This window comes from Bacillus sp. MM09(2025), assembly GCF_050496725.1.
GTDB lineage: Bacteria > Bacillota > Bacilli > Bacillales > Bacillaceae > Bacillus > Bacillus pumilus.
Map to the genome: position 1 here is coordinate 255,219 of NZ_JBNWEN010000004.1, position 21,212 is coordinate 276,430.

General features: G+C 40.3%; 19 protein-coding genes, 1 pseudogene and 1 other annotated feature (1 of these 21 only partly in view). Of the genes and pseudogenes, 7 read left to right on the forward strand and 13 right to left on the reverse strand.

Annotated elements, in window-relative coordinates:
- Window positions 1–35: 35 nt before the first annotated feature.
- Both ACQYAC_RS07535 and ACQYAC_RS07540 read right to left on the reverse strand, forming a co-directional pair.
- Entirely contained in the window at window positions 36–1,388 is a 1,353-nt protein-coding gene (locus ACQYAC_RS07535) for an amidohydrolase family protein (RefSeq protein ID WP_144462554.1), read from the reverse strand.
- A 104-nt stretch (window positions 1,389–1,492) separates the two neighbouring features.
- Window positions 1,493–2,080 (reverse strand): NAD(P)H-dependent oxidoreductase, encoded by a 588-nt coding sequence (locus tag ACQYAC_RS07540; protein ID WP_058015064.1) that lies wholly within the window; start codon window positions 2,078–2,080, stop codon window positions 1,493–1,495.
- A gap of 117 nt (window positions 2,081–2,197) precedes the next feature.
- On the opposite strand from ACQYAC_RS07540, the gene ACQYAC_RS07545 reads away from it, so the two are divergent.
- A complete protein-coding gene (locus ACQYAC_RS07545; protein ID WP_429943031.1) occupies window positions 2,198–2,644 on the forward strand; it encodes a MarR family winged helix-turn-helix transcriptional regulator in 447 nt (148 codons plus the stop codon).
- 84 nt (window positions 2,645–2,728) lie between these two features.
- On the opposite strand, the pseudogene ACQYAC_RS07550 reads toward ACQYAC_RS07545, so the two are convergent.
- The 5 genes and pseudogenes from ACQYAC_RS07550 to ACQYAC_RS07570 form a co-directional block, all read right to left on the reverse strand.
- Window positions 2,729–3,351, reverse strand: a pseudogene (locus ACQYAC_RS07550) (LysE/ArgO family amino acid transporter).
- Between the two features lie 130 nt (window positions 3,352–3,481).
- The gene (mbcS, locus tag ACQYAC_RS07555) at window positions 3,482–5,062 is read right to left on the reverse strand and encodes an acyl-CoA synthetase MbcS (protein ID WP_323641263.1); all 1,581 of its coding nucleotides are present in this window, start codon (window positions 5,060–5,062) and stop codon (window positions 3,482–3,484) included.
- Between the two features lie 225 nt (window positions 5,063–5,287).
- Window positions 5,288–5,500 (reverse strand): alpha/beta-type small acid-soluble spore protein, encoded by a 213-nt coding sequence (locus tag ACQYAC_RS07560; protein ID WP_003216385.1) that lies wholly within the window; start codon window positions 5,498–5,500, stop codon window positions 5,288–5,290.
- 89 nt (window positions 5,501–5,589) lie between these two features.
- Window positions 5,590–6,795, reverse strand: coding sequence for a tRNA uracil 4-sulfurtransferase ThiI (thiI, locus tag ACQYAC_RS07565; protein WP_429943032.1), 1,206 nt, complete (start codon window positions 6,793–6,795; stop codon window positions 5,590–5,592).
- 4 nt (window positions 6,796–6,799) lie between these two features.
- A complete protein-coding gene (locus ACQYAC_RS07570) occupies window positions 6,800–7,942 on the reverse strand; it encodes a cysteine desulfurase family protein (protein WP_429943033.1) in 1,143 nt (380 codons plus the stop codon).
- A 200-nt stretch (window positions 7,943–8,142) separates the two neighbouring features.
- Between ACQYAC_RS07570 and brnQ (ACQYAC_RS07575) the strand changes: the two genes are divergently transcribed.
- Complete coding sequence (brnQ, locus tag ACQYAC_RS07575) at window positions 8,143–9,486, forward strand: branched-chain amino acid transport system II carrier protein (protein WP_061409113.1); 1,344 nt, start codon at window positions 8,143–8,145, stop codon at window positions 9,484–9,486.
- Window positions 9,487–9,700: 214 nt separating this feature from the next.
- Complete coding sequence (gene brnQ, locus ACQYAC_RS07580) at window positions 9,701–11,044, forward strand: branched-chain amino acid transport system II carrier protein (protein WP_429943034.1); 1,344 nt, start codon at window positions 9,701–9,703, stop codon at window positions 11,042–11,044.
- A gap of 40 nt (window positions 11,045–11,084) precedes the next feature.
- Here brnQ (ACQYAC_RS07580) and ezrA read toward each other — a convergent pair whose 3' ends face one another.
- On the reverse strand, window positions 11,085–12,788 hold the full coding sequence (ezrA, locus tag ACQYAC_RS07585) for a septation ring formation regulator EzrA (protein ID WP_429943035.1): 1,704 nt from the start codon (window positions 12,786–12,788) through the stop codon (window positions 11,085–11,087).
- A gap of 340 nt (window positions 12,789–13,128) precedes the next feature.
- Between ezrA and hisJ the strand changes: the two genes are divergently transcribed.
- A complete protein-coding gene (gene hisJ, locus ACQYAC_RS07590; protein WP_429943036.1) occupies window positions 13,129–13,944 on the forward strand; it encodes a histidinol-phosphatase HisJ in 816 nt (271 codons plus the stop codon).
- On the opposite strand, the gene refZ is transcribed toward hisJ, so the two are convergent.
- Entirely contained in the window at window positions 13,914–14,579 is a 666-nt protein-coding gene (gene refZ / locus ACQYAC_RS07595) for a forespore capture DNA-binding protein RefZ (protein ID WP_058015056.1), read from the reverse strand. The genes hisJ and refZ overlap by 31 nt on opposite strands.
- Before the next feature lie 126 nt (window positions 14,580–14,705).
- Here refZ and ACQYAC_RS07600 point away from each other — a divergent pair, with 126 nt between their 5' ends.
- From ACQYAC_RS07600 to ACQYAC_RS07610, 3 genes are all read left to right on the forward strand, one after another.
- Entirely contained in the window at window positions 14,706–15,203 is a 498-nt protein-coding gene (locus ACQYAC_RS07600; protein ID WP_180310356.1) for a GAF domain-containing protein, read from the forward strand.
- Window positions 15,204–15,501: 298 nt separating this feature from the next.
- On the forward strand, window positions 15,502–16,104 hold the full coding sequence (rpsD, locus tag ACQYAC_RS07605; protein WP_058015054.1) for a 30S ribosomal protein S4: 603 nt from the start codon (window positions 15,502–15,504) through the stop codon (window positions 16,102–16,104).
- A 202-nt stretch (window positions 16,105–16,306) separates the two neighbouring features.
- Complete coding sequence (locus ACQYAC_RS07610) at window positions 16,307–16,867, forward strand: hypothetical protein (RefSeq protein WP_429943037.1); 561 nt, start codon at window positions 16,307–16,309, stop codon at window positions 16,865–16,867.
- 42 nt (window positions 16,868–16,909) lie between these two features.
- Here the strand turns inward: ACQYAC_RS07610 and ACQYAC_RS07615 are convergent, their stop codons facing one another.
- The 4 genes from ACQYAC_RS07615 to tyrS all read right to left on the reverse strand — a co-directional run bounded on the left by ACQYAC_RS07615 (window position 16,910) and on the right by tyrS (window position 20,986).
- Window positions 16,910–17,473 carry a cysteine hydrolase family protein gene (locus ACQYAC_RS07615; RefSeq protein WP_429943038.1) on the reverse strand — a complete coding sequence of 188 codons (564 nt, stop codon included), beginning with the start codon at window positions 17,471–17,473 and terminating at the stop codon, window positions 16,910–16,912.
- Between the two features lie 388 nt (window positions 17,474–17,861).
- Window positions 17,862–18,410, reverse strand: a complete 549-nt coding sequence (locus ACQYAC_RS07620) for a hypothetical protein (protein WP_180310353.1) — start codon at window positions 18,408–18,410, stop codon at window positions 17,862–17,864.
- Window positions 18,411–18,819: 409 nt separating this feature from the next.
- Window positions 18,820–19,398 carry an esterase/lipase family protein gene (locus tag ACQYAC_RS07625; protein ID WP_370339288.1) on the reverse strand — a complete coding sequence of 193 codons (579 nt, stop codon included), beginning with the start codon at window positions 19,396–19,398 and terminating at the stop codon, window positions 18,820–18,822.
- 319 nt (window positions 19,399–19,717) lie between these two features.
- On the reverse strand, window positions 19,718–20,986 hold the full coding sequence (gene tyrS, locus ACQYAC_RS07630) for a tyrosine--tRNA ligase (RefSeq protein ID WP_429943039.1): 1,269 nt from the start codon (window positions 20,984–20,986) through the stop codon (window positions 19,718–19,720).
- Window positions 20,987–21,038: 52 nt separating this feature from the next.
- Window positions 21,039–21,212 (reverse strand) — a binding site (T-box leader) (it continues 65 nt past the right edge of the window).

Sequence of the window (21,212 nt, forward strand, 5' to 3'; positions counted from 1 at the left end):
ATCCCCATAGGCAGCTGCCTATGGGGATTGTTTGTTTATGATGGAGTTGATTCAAACTTGTGCGATAGAATATGATCTCTTGCCGCATAAGCTTTCCGTTTGACCTCTTCTAGGTTCACACCGACAAGTTTTCCGTTTCGTTTCACTGCTTTTCCAGCCACATAAACAGAATCAACATTTGAAGGGTGTGCCGTTTGTACAACCGCTCCAGCCGGATCTGTCATCGGCAGAAGATTCATGCTTGTCCGGTCGATTAGGATGAAATCAGCTTCTTTTCCAGGTGTGAGCGAGCCAATTTTATGATCAAGCTGTAATGCACGAGCCCCATTGATCGTCGCAGCCTCAAGCATTTGTTGAGCAGAAATTCCAAGTTCAGGCCCCGGCATGATTCCCTCCATCAGCAATGCTTGATTTTGGAGCGCGCGCTCTGCCTGAAGTCCGAATTTCATTTGAGCAAACAAATCTCCGCCTGTCGCTGTAACCACGTCTACACCGAGCGTTGGAAGAACACCTTGTTCAATCGCAAGTCCTGTCACAGGATAACCGTGACCCATCATCATTTCAATTTCAGGTGTAATGGATATGGAGCTTCCGCTGTCTGCCAGCATCTTCATTTGATCTGCATCGATTGCATTGATATGCACCATGTTGAGGTCAGGTCCAAGTAACCCTGCTTTGTGAAGCCGCTCAATCGAACGATCCTCCGCTCCCCAGTTCCCAAAGCCAATATGCATACTGCATAGAGCATCTAGAGACCGGGCTGTCTCAATTTCAAATACTGAAGTTTCCCATGAAGAAAACTCTGGTCCACGAATCGCAAGCCCCATTGTCAAAAGCTGATCTGACGATTGAAAATGCGTTTTTTTCACGCGTGCTGCGTCCTCCATATTGGTGAGTGTGCTCTCCCTATCCCAATACTCAGCATCTCCAGAGGAACCGAAAGCAAAAACAGCTCGAATGCCCGCATCCTTTAATCCTCCGATGAGCTCTTCTGTATGATCCATTGAATTGATCATCGTCCAGTCTAAACATGTGGTCACTCCTGCATCTAATGCCTCTAATGCCCCTAAATAATTCGCGATTCGATCATCGGATGGGCGTCTCATCGCACCATAGTTTCCGTAATAGATTTTGCTCAAATATGTCTGCAAAGACCAATCTGTGCCTATGCCTCTAATGACTGACTGCCACACATGACGATGTGTATCCACAAGCCCTGGCATGATCACCATATCGGACGCATCGACAATGTCAGCATCATTTGCTTCAATGAAAGGTCCAACCTCTAAAATGTGTGTCCCTTCAATTAATAAATCTCCTTTTTCTAAAAAACCTAAAGTTGGATCAAGTGTTAAAAGCGCCGCATCTTTAAACAATGTTTTCTTCATCCATATCCCCCTTTTCAAATGACGAGGAAGAGTTCTCCCACCCTCACTGTCATTTTAAAACATAAAAGGATCCAATTAGAAGAAAAGTGACTTCACTAACTGTTTTATGAGCTGATTTTTCTGAAATAGTTATAGATTCGTTTTAATTTGACGTCATGTTTTCCTTTTGGGCTTTCCATCATGCCGAACTCAAAGAACTTCACAGGTTTGATTCCGACATATTGTAAGAGGGCTCGTTTCATTAACACCTTGTGTGCATTTTGCAAAAAGAAGAGAGGGTAGTTGGTTGGCCCTTGCATCGTCGATACACAAACAGCACTTTTTCCTTTTAACAGTCCTTCTGGAAGCAGCCCGCCTGTTTGACGATAAGCAAAATTCGCAGCAAACATGCGGTCAATAAAGCCAAGCAGCATGGCTGGCGGTCTTCCCCACCAAATAGGATATACGAACACGATTTTGTCCGCCCATTTGATCTTCTCCTGATACACCCGAATGTCAGGGTCCTTATGCATGTCACGCCTTTTTTTCTCTTTATTAAAAATCAGCACAGGATCAAATTCTTCTTTGTATAAATCGATGATTTTCACTTCATGAACTAGTGGATTTTCTTCACTGCCTTTCATGATTTCTTTTAAGAAAGCACCATTTAAACTATTGTGATGGGGGTGAGTATAAATAATGAGTACATTCATGTATGAGCTCCTTTTGTTATCATTTGATAACTAAATGATATACCCCTGATAAATAGTTGTCAAATGATAATTGTTTTTTGATAATAATTTTGGTATGTTACGTAGGAGGTGATAAACATGAAACATCCCCATTTCTTCAAGGAATTCGTAGCATTTGCTTCTACTTTTTCAGAACTAAAACATGACCTAATGTACAAAGTCAAACCAGCTAACTTAACGACCTTACAATACTTGATACTAGAGCAGCTAGCTGTCAGCGAGCCGCTTACGCCAAGTGAAATTGCCGACTGTCAGCACATGTCTCTTCCGAATGTCAGCAGAGAACTGAAAAAACTACACGAGAAACAATTCATTGATAAAGAAGAAGACCGTGATGACAAACGAAAACATGTCATTAAGCTATCTGACAAAGGCCGTACTTGTATGAATGAAGCCTTCCAACATATCGAAGAGGTACTATTAGACAGCCTATCTTCCTCCGATATAGAACAAATGGATGATATCGTACAAGCTCTCCGCCTTTTAAATCAAACGATTTTCAAAAAAGAACCTAAAAAAGCATGAGCATATCGCTCATGCAAAGAAAATACAAAAAAGCGCGGGCCTCTCATCTGCCCAAACGCTCCTCTCTTTTTTCTCTATGTATCTTTATACAATCAATTGATACGCAATGTATAACGCGACAAGCCAGATCATGACCGCTGGACCGCTGAAGCTTTATTGATACGGTTCATCCAGTTGCCGTTTGTATCTAACTTCCCTAGCATCTTCCCTAAAAGAGCGAGCCCAATAAACCATAACCAGGACACGATGATACAAGCGAGTGTAAATGCCCATTTTTCTGTCCCGTTATATTGAAGCGAATTTGTGCCAATCACGCCAATGGTATCGAGAATGGCGTGGGGATTTAAAAGTGAAACTGAACAGGCAAAGAGAATTTGTTTTCTCGCAGGCATGAATTCCTGCTTCTCTTTAGCATCTGTTGATGAGCTTGTGTTCCACACGGACCATCCCATATAAACTAAAAAACAAAATCCAATGAGATAAAGACACATTTGCAGCATAGGAATGGTGAACACCACAACAGAAACCCCAATGACAGCTAACGCAATTAAAAGTGTGTCACAAAGAGCAGCAGTGATCACGACAGGTAAAGCCTGATATAATCGCGCCTGAAGGGCTCCTTGCTGAAACACAAATACATTTTGTGCGCCCAATGGTAAAATGAGGCCAAAGGCAAGCACAATTCCATGAATGATGGCAATGAACATCTTCTAACATTCTCCTTTTCCAGCAATTCCTACACATTTTAACATAAAACATCATGATCGCTTCCAGCAGATTTGTTTTTCCATAAAAAAAGCGCTGGATGCTTTCATCCAAACGCTTTTCGTTTATTCATCATGATCCTTTTCGTGCAAGCTCTCTTTCTCTCAGCTCGACACGACGGATTTTCGCTGACGGTGTTTTTGGCAGTTCGTCAATGAATTCAATTTCTCTTGGGTATTTGTAAGGTGCTGTTGTGTTTTTCACATGTGTTTGCAGCTCTTTGATCAGCTCATCACTTTGTGCTGATTCATCACGCAGGACAACATATGCCTTCACGATGGATCCTCTGATTTCATCTGGACTCGCCACAACCGCACATTCTTTAACTGCTGGGTGTTTAATCAGTGCATCTTCTACTTCAAACGGCCCAATGGTATAGCCTGAGCTGACGATGATATCATCTCTGCGGCTTTCAAACCAAAAGTACCCATCTTCATCCTTTTTCGCACGGTCACCGGTAATAAAGTAATTCCCGCGGCGCTGCGTCTTTGTACGCTCTTCATCTTTGTAGTATTCCTTAAATAAAGCCGGCGTTTCAAGATGGACCGCAATGTCACCAACTTCTCCAGGAGCGCATACGGTGCCGTCCTCATCAATGATCTCGACTTCGTTGCCAGGTGTGGGTTTTCCCATACTGCCAGGCTTGATGTCCATTCCTTTTAGCACCCCTACGAGCAGTGTGCTTTCTGTTTGGCCATAGCCGTCTCGTACTTCTATATCGAAATGCTTTTTGAATGTATCAATGACTTCACGGTTGAGCGGCTCTCCCGCAGACACGGCACTATGTAGCTTTGGAAGCTCGTACTGACTTAAGTCATCTACTTTCGCCATAAATCGGTATTCTGTCGGCGTACAGCATAGGACATTGATTTCATTTTTTTGAAGCAGCTCTAAGTACGTATTTGGATTGAACTTCCCTCCGTATACAAAGCCTTCTGCCCCGCTTCCTAACACAGATAAGAGAGGGCTCCATACCCATTTTTGCCAGCCTGGTCCTGCTGTCGCCCATACTTTATCCCCTTCATTAATGGAGAGCCATGCTTTGGCAGCAGTGCGTAAATGTGCATATGCCCAGCCATGTGTATGAACAACCCCTTTTGGGTTGCCTGTTGTACCAGATGTATAGGATAAGAACGCCATATCTGTACGTGTTGTCGGAGCCATTTGCAGCTCGCTTGATTGCTCTTCCTTTTGCGCAAGAATGTTTGTCCACCCATGATCGTTTTCACCGATTGAGAATGTTTTAAAATCGTTTGGCTGGTTGGTTCCGTCGAACGATTGAATGAATGAAGAGTAAACGATCGCTCCCTTTGCTTCTGCATGTTCAATTCGGTAATCTAAGTCTTTTGCACGCAACATTTCTGAACAAGGAATGACGACCATTCCTGTTTTCAAGATCGCTAAATAAATGCTGTATGCGTCTAGCATGCGCGGCACCATCACAATGATTTTATCGCCTTTTTTAAAGCCTGCATTTAATAATACATGACCAATTTTATTTGCTTCTTCCACTAAAGATGCATACGTCACATGTGCTTCGTAGCCATTTCCATCCTGCCAGTGCAGGGCCTTTTTCTCCTTGTCATGACTGAACGCTTCAATCTCACTGACTAAGTTATATTGTTCTGGTGCAATTAAGTCTTCTCTTTTCATGGTACAGCTCCTTTTAGCCTCTTTCTATGAAACGAAACATGTTTCAATTTACCTATTCTAACACTCATAACTGAAAAATGCTTGAATTAGGACCTACTCCTAGTATTATGCCATAATTTTTTCATTCCGTCTTCTTTTTTGTAAATATTCAAACTATTTTTATGTACAAATAGAAAAGAGCGGGAATGATCCCGCTCCTAAGCCATAGCTTTTTAATTGTGTGTCTTAGAAAGATCCGCCACCCATATGTTGTTGAGCGTAAGATACAAGACGTTTAGTGATTTCTCCACCAACTGATCCGTTAGCGCGAGCTGTTGTTTCTGGTCCAAGGTTTACGCCAAATTCTGAAGCGATTTCATACTTCATTTGGTCGATCGCTTGTGCAGCGCCTGGAACGACTAATTGATTAGAACTGCTTTGTCTGTTTTGTTGAGCCATGTGTTCTCACCTCCTTGTGAATATAGAATGTGTAGAAACACATGACTTCATGCGATTGTTTTTATGGTAATTATTATGAAATTTTTATTTTAGAATAAATCAGCGAATTCGTCTGCCGCTTTCTTCTCTTTTGTGACGATGATCGTTTCGATTTGCTCCACTGCCTCATCGAGCATTGGCTCGAAATCAGCAAAGCTTTCGTATCGTTCTACTTTCTCAAGCTTTGGTTTTGTTTTAGGAGATGGCGGCGTAAAAATTGTGCAGCAGTCCTCGAAAGGCTGAATGCTTGTCTCGTATGTGCCAATTCGTCTCGCTTCATCAATAATGTCATTCTTATCAACCGCAATGAGCGGGCGAATGATTGGTGTATTGGTTACATGGTTAATGGCATACATGCTTTCAAGTGTTTGACTTGCGACTTGTCCAAGGCTTTCACCCGTAATAATCGCAAGAGCATCACGCTTCTCTCTTATTTTATCTGCAATTTTCAGCATCATTCTTCTTGTTGATGTCATCGTATAGTTTTCGGGTACTTGTTTATGAATCAGCTCTTGAATTTTTGTAAAAGGGACGATGTGAAGTTTTATTTCGCCTCCATATGCAGCTAAGCATTCTGTCAGATCAATGACCTTTTGCTTGGCACGTTCACTTGTATACGGGGGACTAAAGAAATGGACAGCCTCAATTTGAATACCGCGTTTCATCGCTTTATAGCCGGCAACTGGGCTGTCAAAGCCGCCTGAAAGCATGAGCATCGCTCTTCCACTTGAACCAACCGGCAGTCCGCCTGCACCTTTGACATCTTTGAATGTAATATATGTCGCATGTTCTCTTATTTCAATACGCAAATGCACATCCGGCTGTTTGACATTGACCGTTAAGTTTTCTGTATTCCTCAGCACATGTCCGCCAATTTCGCGGTTCATTTCATTTGAATCAAGTTCAAATTGTTTATAAGAGCGTTTCGTTGAGACCTTAAATGTATTTCCTTGTTCATATACTTCCTGTACCGCTGTGAGTGCCGCTTCTTTGATGGCATCGAGATTTGTCTCACATTTCACCGCAAGACTAAAGCTTTGAATGCCAAATACACCTTTAAGCTGTTCTGAAATCGGTTCAGGGTCTTCTCCGTTCAGCATAATCGTAATGCGGTCTCTATCAGATGCATACTTTAATGCTGCAAATTCTTTCAATACAAACCGGATATGCTGCCTTAGTTTTTCAATAAATTTCTTTCTGTTTTTTCCTTTTGTTGAAATTTCACCAAAACGGACTAAAATATGATCATATTTCATGTTGTTATCTCATTCCTTTTAATTTTTTCACACTTTGTGCGATCGATGTGATGATTTGTGGCGCTAGTTCTGATCCTTGTCCATACGTCAAGCTGATTCTCATACTGCTTTTTGCCACTTCTTCCGGTTTCCCCATCGCTAGGAGAACTTGGCTTGGCTCCTTTTTCTTAGCTGAGCAGGCAGAGGTTGTCGAAACATATATCCCTTCTTTTTCAAGCATATGGAGAAGGACCTCGATCTGAATACCTGGCACTGAAAAATTCACAATATGCGGCGCACTTTGCGTCAGCGGTGTGTTGATGACAATACCTTCTATTTCTCCAAGCTGCTTTAGCAGCTGCGTTTTTAAGTGTAGCATTTCATCATGATGTTTTTTCAGCAGCTCGAATGATTGTTTCATGGCTTTTGCTAGGCTGACAGCACCAGCAGGGTTTTCAGTACCTGAACGCAGGCCTAATTCCTGCTCTCCTCCTGTGATAAAAGGGGCAAGCACTACACCTTTTTTTAAAAAGAGCGCTCCAGTGCCTTTTAAGCCATGAATTTTATGACCAGATATCGTCAAAAGATCCACATCCAGTTGTTTATCAAGTGCTACTCTGCACATCCCCTGCACCCCATCGACATGAAAAAGGGCATTTTCAGCATGCTCACGAATCATGCCAGCAGCTTCTACAATCGGCTGGATGGCACCCGTTTCGTTATTAACGTGCATCATACTGACAAGAACTGTATCAGGGCGAAGCACTTCTTTTAAATGATTCATATCTGCATGACCATGCTCATTTACTTGAATATAGGAGATATCAAAACCAAATAAAGCCTTCAGCTGTTCAAACGATTCGATGACAGAGGGATGTTCAATGGCTGTTGTCACAATATGTTTCCCCCGGTTCATTTTGGCGAGAGCTGCTCCTTTAATGGCAATGTTGTTCGCTTCTGTTGCACCAGAAGTAAAGATAATCTCATATTGTTTCAAGCCTGTATAGTGAAGCATTTGTTTTCTCGTTTCATTTAGCAGCCGGCTTGCATCAATTCCTAGCTGATGAAGCGATGACGGATTACCAAAAAAACGTTCACTCACTTGCTGATATACTTGTAAAACCTCTGGGTAAGGCTTGGTTGTTGCACTATTATCAAGATAGATCATATTGTAACTCCTTACAAAAAACTTAAAAAATAAATGCATTTATATGTTACCATAATGAAGTCAGACATAGAATTTTCTGAAAATGGCAGTTGACAACTTTTCATTTTCACTATATCATCCATAGTGCCATTGGCACATAAACATTTTAATTGTCAGAATATTTTAATTTGGCACATTACACTGATTAAGGAGGAACTATTTTGAAAAATAGTTTAAGTATAAAGGAGACGCTAGCCATTGGCCTAATGCTTTTTGCATTATTCTTTGGCGCAGGAAATATGATTTTCCCACCTGTTCTTGGACAATATGCAGGTGAGAATGTATGGCTTGCCATCGGTGGATTTTTACTCACAGGAGTAGGTCTTCCGCTTCTTGGAGTGATTGCAGTCGCCCTTACAGGTACCGGTGCAAAAGGCCTTGCAGATAAAGCACACCCAAAATTCGGGACCATCTTTACCGTTATTTTGTATTTATCTATCGGGCCATTTTTCGCTATTCCACGAACTGGTACGGTTTCGTATGAGATAGGATTAGCTCCATTTCTTTCAGGTGCCCAATCCACTTCATGGGTACCACTATTCATCTTTACTGTAGTGTTTTTCACTATTTCATACTTGCTTGCTTTAAATCCTTCAAAGCTGGTTGATCGAATTGGTAAAATTTTGACACCGATCTTATTAACTGTTATTGCTATTATTGTCATTAAAGCCATTGCTACGCCAATGGGAATGATCGGTGCTCCTGATGCAACCTATAAAGCAAACCCGCTCTTTACTGGATTTTTAGAAGGCTATAAAACAATGGATGCTCTTGCTTCTATCGTATTTGGAATCGTCGTGGTGACAGCTGTTAAGGACAGAGGCATCACAGAGCGTAAATCTCTTGCAGCAGCTTGTATTAAAGCAGGACTCGTGGCAGCTGTTGGGCTGGCACTCGTATACATTTCACTTGCTTATGTGGGTGCTTCAAGTCCCGATGCGACGGGAATGGTTGGAGCAAATGATGGCGGCAAACTGCTTTCACTTTCTGCAAACTTTTTATTCGGTTCTGCTGGTAACATTGTTCTTGGCGCAGCCATTTTATTCGCTTGTTTAACGACTAGTGTTGGACTTATTTCATCTTGTGGAGAATATTTTTCAAAGCTCTTCCCTAGCCTGTCTTATCGCACAGTCGTTCTGATCGTATCTTTATTTAGTACACTAGTTGCAAACCTTGGACTGGCACAAATTATCTCTCTATCTGTTCCAGTTCTTGTAACGATCTATCCACTAGCCATTGTCATTATTTTATTGTCATTCCTTGATCGCTGGATTAACGGAAGAAGACTCATTTATATCGTATCTCTTATCTTTACTGGTTTCTTCGCCATCATTGATGGATTATTAGCTGCCGAAGTTAATCTAGGCGGCTTGCCTGGCATCTTGAAATCAATTGTTCCGTTTTACGATTTAGGCATTGGCTGGATCATACCCGCTGTTATCGGTGCTGTGGTTGGTTTACTTATTTCCATGTTTACCAGCCCGCCAAAGCAGCTTGTCTCATAATCATCGCAAGCTAAAACATCCCCTTCCAAAGAAGAAGGGGATGTTTTTTTATTGTTCTTCATATACTAAAATAGAAAAATTCATGACTTTTGTACGTAAACACATGTTGACATCAGGCGTACATCCTTTATAATTAGTGATTGTTAATGATGAACGGTTACCTAGCAACTAATTAACAGAATATTTCAACATAATAATGGAGGCTTTAAATGCAATGAAGGCAACTTTGTCGACGAAAGATACGGTTATCATAGGTTTTATGCTGTTTGCTCTATTCTTCGGCGCCGGTAATATGATTTATCCACCAGAGCTTGGGCAATATGCTGGGCAAAATGTGTGGAAAGCAATGGGCGGATTTTTATTAACAGGTGTCGGTTTACCTCTTCTAGGGATTATTGCAATCGCTCTGACAGGTCGAGATGCGAAAGGATTAGCTGATAAAGCTCACCCAGCTTTCGGAACAGCGTTTACCGTCATTTTATATTTATCTATTGGGCCACTTTTCGCTATTCCTCGGACAGGAACGGTTTCATATGAAATTGGTGCATTACCCTTTTTAGCAGGTGTACCAGCTTGGCTCTCACTTCTTTTATTCACACTTGTCTTTTTTGGTATTACGTATTATCTTGCTCTAAATCCAACGAAGATTGTGGATCGTGTAGGAAAAGTGTTAACACCGATTAAATTTACGATTATTTTTATCATTATTGTCAAAGCCATTTTAACGCCGATGGGCGTCATTGGCACACCTGATGTATCCTATAGCAGCGGGTCATTTTTCAAAGGATTTTTAGAGGGCTATAAAACCATGGATGCACTTGCTTCTATTGTGTTTGGGGTTGTTGTCATCAACGCCATTAAAGGACGCGGTGTGACAAGTAAAAAGGCACTGACATCTGCTTGTATCAAAGCGGGTCTGATTGCAGCTTGTGGATTAACATTTGTTTATCTATCTCTTGCTTATTTAGGCGCTTCAAGTACACACGCCATTGGTTTTATTGGAGATGGCAGTAAAATCTTGGCTCAGTCTTCTCAATTTTTATTTGGCAGTTTAGGAAATATTGTGTTGGGTGCTGCGATTACAGTGGCTTGTTTAACGACAAGTATCGGTCTCGTTACATCATGCGGAGAGTATTTCTCGAATTTATTACCTAAACTTTCTTATAAAATGGTCGTTACACTCGTGACATTATTCAGTTTTATTATTTCAAATTTTGGACTTGCTCATATTATTGCTTTCTCTGTACCAGTTTTAACTGCCATTTACCCGCTAGCGATTGTCATTATTGTTTTGTCGCTGGCAGATAAATGGATGGGTCAAAGAAGACCTGTATATGTCCTTACTTTGATTTTAACAGGCTGCGTCAGTTTGTTTGACGGCTTAGTAGCAGCGAAACTCCCGATTGGACCAGTGGAGGATCTCTTTCAAACGATATTACCTTTATATGACCTTGGTATTGGATGGGTTGTTCCTGCTATATTCGGAGTGGTCATTGGGTTCATTCTTTCTCTTTTCACTTCTTCTGCTTCCCAAAAGCGGGAGAAACAAGCATCTTAACAGAAAAAAGCTGAAGTCCTGTAAATGGACTTCAGCTTTTTTATTGATGCTGATACTCTTTTTCTTGCTGAGCTAACAGCTTTTGTACAGCGCCTGGCGATGCTTTTTCAACAGCCGCTGCTGCTATATCAAATGATCCGCTGTAATCATAGGCGTAAAATCTTCGTTCTGCCTCTTTTAATTGTTCTGAAAGAATATGGTTTTGACTTCTAAAACGATTACCGTATTGAATGATTCGTTCAATTTGATCCACTTTACTGAGCATTTCTTCTGTCTCATCCACAACATTTTTAACTGTGTCAGAGGCATCTTTTAATTGCTGATTTACTGCCGGCATGTTGAGTGGCAGGTTTTCTAGCTGCTCGTGCACTTGATGAATCATCTCCTGTGCTTTTTCAGCGCTCTCTTTCATCTCAGCAGGTACACCTGGAATATTACTTTTATGCAGCTGGCGTACTGTATCTGTCAGCATCGTTTTAAGCTCAGCCAGTGTTTCTCTCGCTTGTAATTCTTCTTTTCTTAATGATTGAAGATGACCTTTAAATGTGTCATGCAATGCTTTTGCATCTTCGATGAAGGTCTCCAACTGATTGATTTCATCCATTAATAATGAATATGCCACGTGATCACGATCAAGCTTCTCACGGATTTGTTTCATCAGCTTTTCAATTTCTTCTATACGTTTTTCGAATGCTTTCTGTTGATCGAGTTCTCCTGCTGTCAGCTTGTAGCTTTCTTTCACAAGGGCCGTTTCTGCCTTTGTTTGTGTGTGATCTTGCTCGAGCTTTTCGAATGCTTCTGTGAGCTCAGGCATTCTGCTTTTGATTTCCTGACCTGCCTCTACTTCTGCCTCCAGCTGATCATAAAGCGTCTCAATCGCATCATCGATCATTTGCAAAATGCTTGATGCCTCTTCTAAATTGAGTTCATCAATGAGCAATTTTTCCGCTCTCGCAAGCTGTTTGTTTAAAGTCTCCAGCTCTTTCATGATCTGGATGTGCTCCAGCTTGTAACCTTTTTCCGACATTTCCTGATATCCGTCTTTCAGCTTCGTCAGCTGACCTGGTACGGTTTGTTTGCAGTCTGCAATAAGCTTTGGTACATCATTGATATATAGTTGAAGCTGGTCGAGTCTGCGGTCTTGCTCAAGCAAAATTTTTCTTGCTTTCATGTAGTTTCCGTTTTCTGTTTCTTCCTCGTACTGCTTGATCCCTTCCCAGGCCTCATCTAAGTCCTGCTCCATTTTGTCATAAAGGGTGCCATATAAATGGCTGTACGCAAGCAGATTTTTTCGAACCGTTTGATATTGCTCCTTGACCTTTTCAATTTCCTTGCGATTTTGCTCCTCGCTTGTGACAAGGTCTGCAATTTCTTTTAAAATGTCTTCAATGTTCGAATCAGCAGCACTCAGCAAGTCCTCAATATGTGCAAGAACCTGCTTGGCTTTGGAGAATCGATATTTATCAGAATACTCTTCTGCGTCATATAATAGCTCCTCTACCTTTGGAAGATGGGCTGTCACGATATCGTCCCACTCTGCACGCCATCTTTCAAAAAATTGCTCTGTTTCTCCGGTCATTTTTAAGTGTTTGATTTTTGAAATTTCTTCTACAATTGATCTGTTTAAAATTTCAATTTTCCATGCTTCCAATCGGTCAATCTCTTTATATATATTTTTTCTGAGAAAATAACCGACTGAAAACAAAGCAAGCAAAATGACAATTAAACCGATGATAAACTCCATAATGAGCCCCCTTGTTGTGATCTAAGTGATGTCAGGGTAAAAGTGTCCCGAGTAGACCTGAGAACCCTTTCGTGTCCGCTTTGCATTTGTCTTTTTATAAACAGGATCGTATGTTTTCCAATACCATCCATTCACGGTTTTATGTATGTTTTTCAAGAAAGTATTTGAGCGCTTTCTATCATTTGATCACACGTATCCATGTGACCTGCTTTTATGTATGCGGAAGCTGTCGTTTTCATTGTTATTATGATACCATGTAACCAGCATTTTTGGTCATGATTTTTCATTATTTTCGCTGATAAACATGACGTTTTTCAAAATATCGACAAGAGGTGACGACATGCTGAAGCAAGATGCACATCTACATACACCGTTTTGCCCGCACGGCTCGCTTGATTCATTTCATTCTTATATTGAAAAAGCCATCAAAAAGGGATTTGATTCCATAACCTTTACCGAGCATGCCCCTCTGCCTCCATCGTTCCATGATCCAACACCAGAGCAGGATAGTGCCATGAAGCCCCAAGAACTTGAATCGTATATAACGAAATTGGATCAGTTGAAACAGGAATACACAGGCCAATTAATAGTAAAAACTGGGCTTGAGGTTGACTATATCAAAGAGTATGAAGAGGAAACAAGTGCCTTTTTAGACTGCTATGGTCCAGAACTAGACGATAGCATTTTATCTGTTCACTTTCTTCCTGCTGGCGATGATTATATTTGCCTTGATTTTGACGAGAATGCCTTCCAGCAGCTAATAAGCCTCTATGGCACCATCGAACAGGTCTATCAAAGCTACTATGACCAAATTCATTCTTCTATTCTATCATCTTTAGGTCGTTATAAGCCAAATAGAATCGGTCATATCACCCTTGTGCAGAAATTCAAACAGCTTTTCCCATTTGAGATGACACCTGCACTTTGTCAAAAGGTCACCCTTTGTCTTGAAGAAACGGCAAAAAAAGGCATGTCCTTAGATTTTAATACATCAGGTCTTCGTAAAACATATGCCAGAAGTATCTATTTAGATCAATGGATGATTGATCTTGCAAAACAGAAAAAAATCCCGCTCATATTTGGGTCTGATGCCCATCAAGCGGAAGATCTCGGATATGCTTATGATCAATTCGAAGACATCATGAGTTTTAAATGAGAATCTAATGCCGGCTTTTTTGGTTCTAGTAAATGATGAAGAGAGCGGCTCAGTTCCTTAAAATACGTTTGATAGAAATAAGGCTCATTTGGATTTAAATAAAGCACCTCCGTTAAATATTGCGGCTGTAAATAGGGCATCATGAGTAGTGATTTCAGCTGAATCATAAAAGATGAGATGGAGAGCTGCTCACAAATCACATGGGTGCTTTTTCCTTTTTCAATGATGAGCTGAAACAAATATTTTTCTTTCGTTAAATAGGTCGACATAATTTCTCTAATGAGCGTCGAATCAATCGTTACCTCTCGATATACGAAACGGGTTAATTGACGGTGCTCGTGCTGATAAGATAAAATATCAAAAACCACATGTAGTAAGCATTCTTTTGCATGACGAGTTTCCATGTGATGGATATGTGATTCAATCATGTGAATATAGCCTTCATAAAAATCGGATACGAGCTGCTCAAGCAGCCCTCCTTTTCCTTGAAAGTAATAAGAAATGTGGGCAACGTTGACGTTTGCTTCCTTCGCAATCTCACGGACAGAGGTTCCAGAAAATCCTTTTTGGTTAAAAAGTCTGATGGCAGCTTCAATAATACGGTCTTTTGTTTGCATGGTTGTTGATGTTTTCATCCGCTCACCCCTCTTCATGTGTACATACTTCAAGATGAAGGTGGAAGTTCCTTTTACAATTGCTCGACAAATCCCACATGCGAGACGCAAGTTATGTATTTTTGAGATAGAAAGTAGGAGATTTTCATGTTTCATGTCGAAAAACAGTCTGGCGATCCATCAAAAGACTATCAATTGCTCGTTAAACAGGTCGAAGCCATTACAGATGGTGAGCCTGATCTAATTGCCAACCTAGCAAATGCGGCGGCGCTATTGTATCACTCACTCCCAGAGGTTAATTGGGCAGGGTTTTATTTAGCTAAAGGCGGCGAGCTTGTGCTCGGACCGTTTAACGGACTGCCTGCATGTGTGCGTATCCCATCTGGGAAAGGCGTTTGCGGTACTGCGTTTGCAACAGGTGAAGTCCAGCGTATCGCTGATGTTCACGCATTCCCTGGACATATCGCATGTGATGCAGCATCACAATCTGAAATTGTCGTTCCGCTCAAGGTAAATGGAGAGATCATTGGGGTTCTCGACATTGACAGCCCTGTGAAAGACCGTTTCAGTGAAGTAGATGAAACCTACTTAATTCAATTTACCGAGGTACTCCAAAAGGCGTTATCCACCTCTACAAATGCGTAATCTTACAAAAAGCAGACATATTGTCTGCTTTTTTATTTTTCTTCGCAGACGCAAGGCACCGCCATTGCCTCTAAATAGGTTGACTTCTCCTATCCAGCGTCCTATAATAGAGTTTGTGTGAAATATGGCAGCCTTTTTGTTCGGCTTTTTTGTATCATTTTGTTCCTTCTATATGAAGGTGCATCTTGTAACTCCCTGCTGCTGGAGCGAGGATGCATGAAAACATAATGACGGAAAAGACAAAGAACAGACGGTTTTTATTTTTCACAAATAAAAACAAATAAGGAGGAGTCACATTATGGCTCGCTATACAGGTCCAAGTTGGAAGATTTCCCGCCGTTTAGGCATTTCATTAAGCGGAACAGGTAAGGAACTTGAAAAACGCCCTTACGCTCCAGGCCCACATGGTCCAGGACAACGCAAAAAACTATCTGAATACGGTTTACAATTACAAGAGAAGCAAAAGCTTCGTCACATGTACGGTGTCAACGAACGTCAATTCCGTACACTATTTGACAAAGCTGCTAAAATTCCTGGTAAACAAGGTGAAAACTTCATGATTCTTCTTGAAACTCGCCTTGACAACCTAGTATACCGTCTTGGCCTTGCTCGTACTCGCCGCCAAGCTCGTCAGTTAGTCAACCATGGTCACATCCTTGTTGATGGAAGCCGTGTAGACATCCCATCTTTCTCTGTGAAACCAGGTCAAACGATTGCTCTTCGTGAGAAATCTCAAAACCTTGCAGTTGTGAAAGAATCAGTTGAAGTGAACAGCTTCGTTCCTGAATACCTTACTTTCGATGCTGAAAAGCTTGAAGGAACTTTCACTCGTCTTCCAGAGCGTTCTGAATTAGCGCCTGAAATCAGCGAACAACTAATCGTTGAGTTCTACTCTCGTTAATTTCATGACTCTCCAAAGAGAGATCAAAAAAACCCTAGATCCCTTGATTATTCAAGGATTTCTAGGGTTTTTTGTTTGCGATTCTTTTTTCAATCCCCCCCTCCAAATCACCGTATACAAATATAGGGAAATATTGATAGAATGGTGATGGATGACATATCCAATCGGATGGTCTTCTATAGTACTTAAATGGAGGAGTTCCATGTATAGTATCACAATCATTATATTCTTACTCTTCACCCTAGCTGCTATCGCCTATTCAATTTTAAGAAAAAAACAAATCATCGATGAACCACCAAATAGGTTTGCTGCAAGTCTGTTTATCCTACTGCTCTTTTTTTCTCTCTGTTTTGTGATCGTCGTTTCAGCTGGTGTGCTATACATCGCCACTTTAGGCGTAAATTTTCTTTTTGGAGAGCAAATTACGTATGATTCATTTTTTTCTTTGATTTCTTTCTCATTATTCGTGAGTGTCATCGTCGTTTTTTGGTCACCTATTCTTCTATTCGTAGGCAAAGGGCTGGCTTATTTACTTAAGCTCCCTACATGGCTAACTTATGCTTTAGAATGGATCAGTTCTTGGATTGTTTTACATCTCTCTATCAAGTATGTCCTTCACTTCAACCTAGTGAATGTATCGATAGGGGAGTACGGTATATTGATTTTATCATTCTTTGTCAGCTTAATATTTATTGAGATTGATCTCATGTACTCACGTAAAAAACAACGAAAACAATCACTGGACACATCTGACTTGGCATAAAAAAAGCTCCTAGAATTTTTCTAGGAGCTTTCTAACGTTCAATTATGATTTTGCCAAATTTGTGATAAGCTGCTCTGTTGTCAGCACAGTCGCAAATTCATCATGGAGTGTGGCAAGTGAGAGCCGATGGATTGTTTCTGGGTCAAAATATGTACCGGTTTGATCTGTTAGCCCAAAGGCAGCTGTTGCGTCCGAAATCAGAAACGTGTCAAAGCCCAGGTTTCCGCTCATTCTTGTGGTTGTGGATACACAATGCGGTGTTGTGAGCCCTGCGATCACGACCGTGTCAATATGGTTTGATCTTAGTTGTTCTTCCAAGTTCGTACCAATGAAGCTACTGTTCACTTTCTTTTGGATCACCGTTTCTTCCTCTAACGGTCTGGCAATATCTTTGAACAGATGTCCTTCATTTGCCGGATGAAACACAGAGTCTGGATGGTCGGCTGTATGCTGAATATGAATGACTTTCCAGCCTTTCTCTCTCCAAACCCTCAATAACTGGCTGATATTTTCCTCTGCCTCTAGATTATTGCGTTCGCCCCACTTTTCATGCTCGAACGCCTTCTGTACATCAATAATGATCAAAGCCTTTTGACTCGTTTGCACAAACGCTCACCTCCAAAGATTCTTATTCACTACATGTAGTGTAAGGGATGGTGATTCTTTTGTACATGCTTTAATTAAATTGAAAAAGAAACTAGAAGCATATGCAGACTTACTAGCTTCTTTTTATTTTCACTTTACTTAACATCTTTAAATTTGGTTTGAAGTAAAAAAACAAAGAACACACTTGCAATTATATAATAAATTCCAATGATTGACGTACTGTTAGAAATAACATCAAAAAATTTCGCTGATTTAATCATAAACATCCATATGATATAGATGATTAAAAATGATAATGGGAAATAAAAAAAATATCCTAAGAAATATAACTTTAGTTTTTGTATCATCTTTTCCTCCTTTTATACCAAGCCGATGAATTACCCACTTACTATGCCCACGGCCCTCTTCCCTCCATGCATTTAGCTGAATACCAAGTAAGAAAAGCTACTAAACCGATAACATTTCCACCAATTCCAATCTTCAGCAAAAGCTTAGCAGCTTCTTTATAAGCCTTCTTTTCTAGATAGCTCCAGAGACCACCAGTTAAAGCCACTTCTATCATTGCCACACCAAAATGATCCTTTAATGAATCAATCATACAATCTCCCCAGGTTCCTTTAGCAGCCTGAGTCGTTAAATCTGAAGATTTTTCTATCTTAATTCCGTTTTTATTTATTTCATTTTCTAAAATTTTAAATTCTTTTTTATCTCCAAATCTATTTCTTAATTTCTCAAAATCAAAACCAATCAATTGATTATTTTGATCATATATACTAGCTCTCTCCATCAAAAACTCTAAATCTTTAGCTAGTAAATTCACATTTGTTTCATTTGCATTTGTTTTGGCAGTTGCGATTGGTGAAGCAACAACGGAAAAACCCAAAAATAATGCTAACATAATAAAAATTGTTTTTTTAAAGAATACTCTGTTTCTCATAATATCCCCTTAAATTATAGTATTTGAACTTTCACATGTAATATTAAGATTGAACTTTTTCAATCAAAAATGGAGCACATAAATTCATATAGCTCCCCCAACATCTACATACTATAACATCCTTTTCCAATCAATTATTGAGATAAAAGTTGTATTCTTCATTGTGTTAACATTATATTTATATTCTCAAACTAAAAATTAAAGCAAACAGCCATTATAAAGGTTCTAGCACTTCTTGTATTTTAAATAATCTAATTATTAATTACTATTTAAAACACCTACTATTCTAATGATAATGATGTTTTGAAATAGGTCCTTCATCTCTCTCTAGATTAATTAAATTTAAATAATAATCTTTTTTACACAGTTAACAAAAAAAGACAGCACAAGTCGCTGTCTTTTTCATTTTTTAATTCGTATTCTGTCCTCCGCCATTCAATCCTTCTTTCACATACCCTTTCACTTGGCTTGAGGTTAATAGACCGATATGTCCAACGCCGTGGATCAGGACATTTCTTGCCCCAATTAAACGCGAAAGGCTGTTGACAACAATCAAATCGGCTGAGCTATAGACAGATGTATAGAGAATTTTTTGATTTGGATCGGTGCCTGGTAATGCTCTGAGTGAAACGAGTCCATTCGCTCCACCAAGTGTGACGACGTTTTCAATTTTATCGCCGCCGTCTAGATTCTTAATATAGTATAACGTGTTCGCCCCGCCCATACTATGCGCCACAATATCTACTTTTTTGGCACCCGTTTTGTCTAGCACATCTTTGACGAATCTGGATAAACGCGGACCATTGTTGCGGTTATTCCCTGTTTTGTCTATGAAATCGATAGCAAATAATTGGTTTCGATCCCAGCCTTGTGTAACCAAATAACTTTTAATCGAAGCGAAGTTATAAGACGCTCCTCCCATACCATGCACCATCACAACCGGATTGTGCTCAGCCGCTTTGATTTCTTTCGGCTGGATGAAGGCCATTGAACCTAGCACTAAGGCAAGGGCAACAAGAATTTGCAAACTCTTTTTCTTAAAACGAATCACTTTCATTCCCCCTTAATCATCTTATTCGACTCTATTTTATACAAGAAAAATATGTCAGAAAAGTGAACAAGGCACTGTTTGTTGCTTTATTTTATAGAAAATAATTACTGAAAAAGCACCTTTGACTTTCTAAGTGCCAATGCCAAAAGACTAGACAAAGTGTCTATGAGCAGTCTAATAGACTCTTAACTGAGCACCCGTCTCACATTTTAAATAAAAAAAGCAGCCGGTTATCGCAGCCGGCTGCACATCGTTCTTATTTGTAATTCACAAGGAAGTATTTCTTTTTCCCTCTTCTTAAGACAGTAAATTGGTTTTCAATTCTATCTTCCGCTGAAAGGACGTAGTCTTTATCGGTTTGTTTCTCTCCGTTGATGGAAACTGCACCATTTGTGATGTCTTCACGTGCTTGACGTTTTGATGGTGACAGCTTTGATTCCACAAGGACATCGACAAGTGTCAACTCTTCTGTGCTGCTTTTCTCCATTGATGGAACATCTTTAAAGCCTACTTTGACTTCTTCGGCTGAAAGAGATTTAATCTCGCCTTTGAATAGCGCATTTGAGATATTAACTGCCTGTTCTAGTGATTCACGGCCATGTACGAGTGTTGTGACTTCTTCTGCTAGACGGCGCTGTGCTTCACGTTTTTCAGGTGCTGTTTGCACTTTTTCTTCGTAAGATGCGATCTCTTCTTTCGATAAGAACGTAAAGTATTTTAAGTATTTCACAACGTCACGGTCATCTGTGTTGATCCAGAATTGGTAGAACTCATATGGAGATGTTTTTTCTTTATCTAACCAGATGGCGCCGCCTTCTGTTTTACCAAACTTCGTGCCGTCTGCTTTCGTGACAAGCGGCATCGTTAAACCAAATGCTTTTGCCCCTTCTGCTTCAGACTTACGGATCAGCTCAAGTCCAGATGTAATATTTCCCCACTGGTCGCTTCCGCCAATTTGCAGTTTACAGTTTTTATTTCTGTAAAGGTTTAAAAAGTCTAAAGATTGCAGGATGACGTAGCTGAACTCTGTGTACGAAATTCCTGTCTCAATCCGTGAGCTGACGATATCTTTTGCCAGCATGAAGTTCACACCGAAGTTCTTCCCAATATCACGAAGGAATGTGATCACATTCATTTGGCTGATCCAGTCGTAGTTATTCACGATAACGGCTGGGTTCTCGCCTGCTTCAAAATCAAGAAATTGAGAAAGCTGACCTTTGATTTTATCTGACCACTGTTCGACGATTTCTGCTGGGTTTAGTGAACGTTCTGCTTTTTTGAAGCTAGGATCACCGATTAGTCCAGTTGCACCGCCAACAAGAGCAATCGGGTGATGACCTGCTTCCTGGAATCTGCGTAATGTTAAAATTGGCAATAGGTGACCAATGTGTAAGCTGTCCGCTGTTGGGTCAAAACCAGAGTAAAGCTTGATTTTTTCTTCTGCTAATAACTTTGTTAAACCTTCTTCATCTGTTTGCTGCTGAATTAATCCTCTAAACGATAACTCTTCCATCAATTGACTCATATCTCATTCTCCTTTTTTACAATTCAACATAAAAAACGCCCCTTCGAATGAACGAAGGGACGATATATATCGCGGTACCACCCTGCTTAAAAGACAATACATCACGTCTTTTCACTTACACTGATAACGGACAGATCCGTTCTTTTACTAATCAGGACAGCATGCATGCTCCTTTTCGTAAAAGCGGTTCGTGAGGGTAATTCGAATATCTCTTTGCACTGACTCG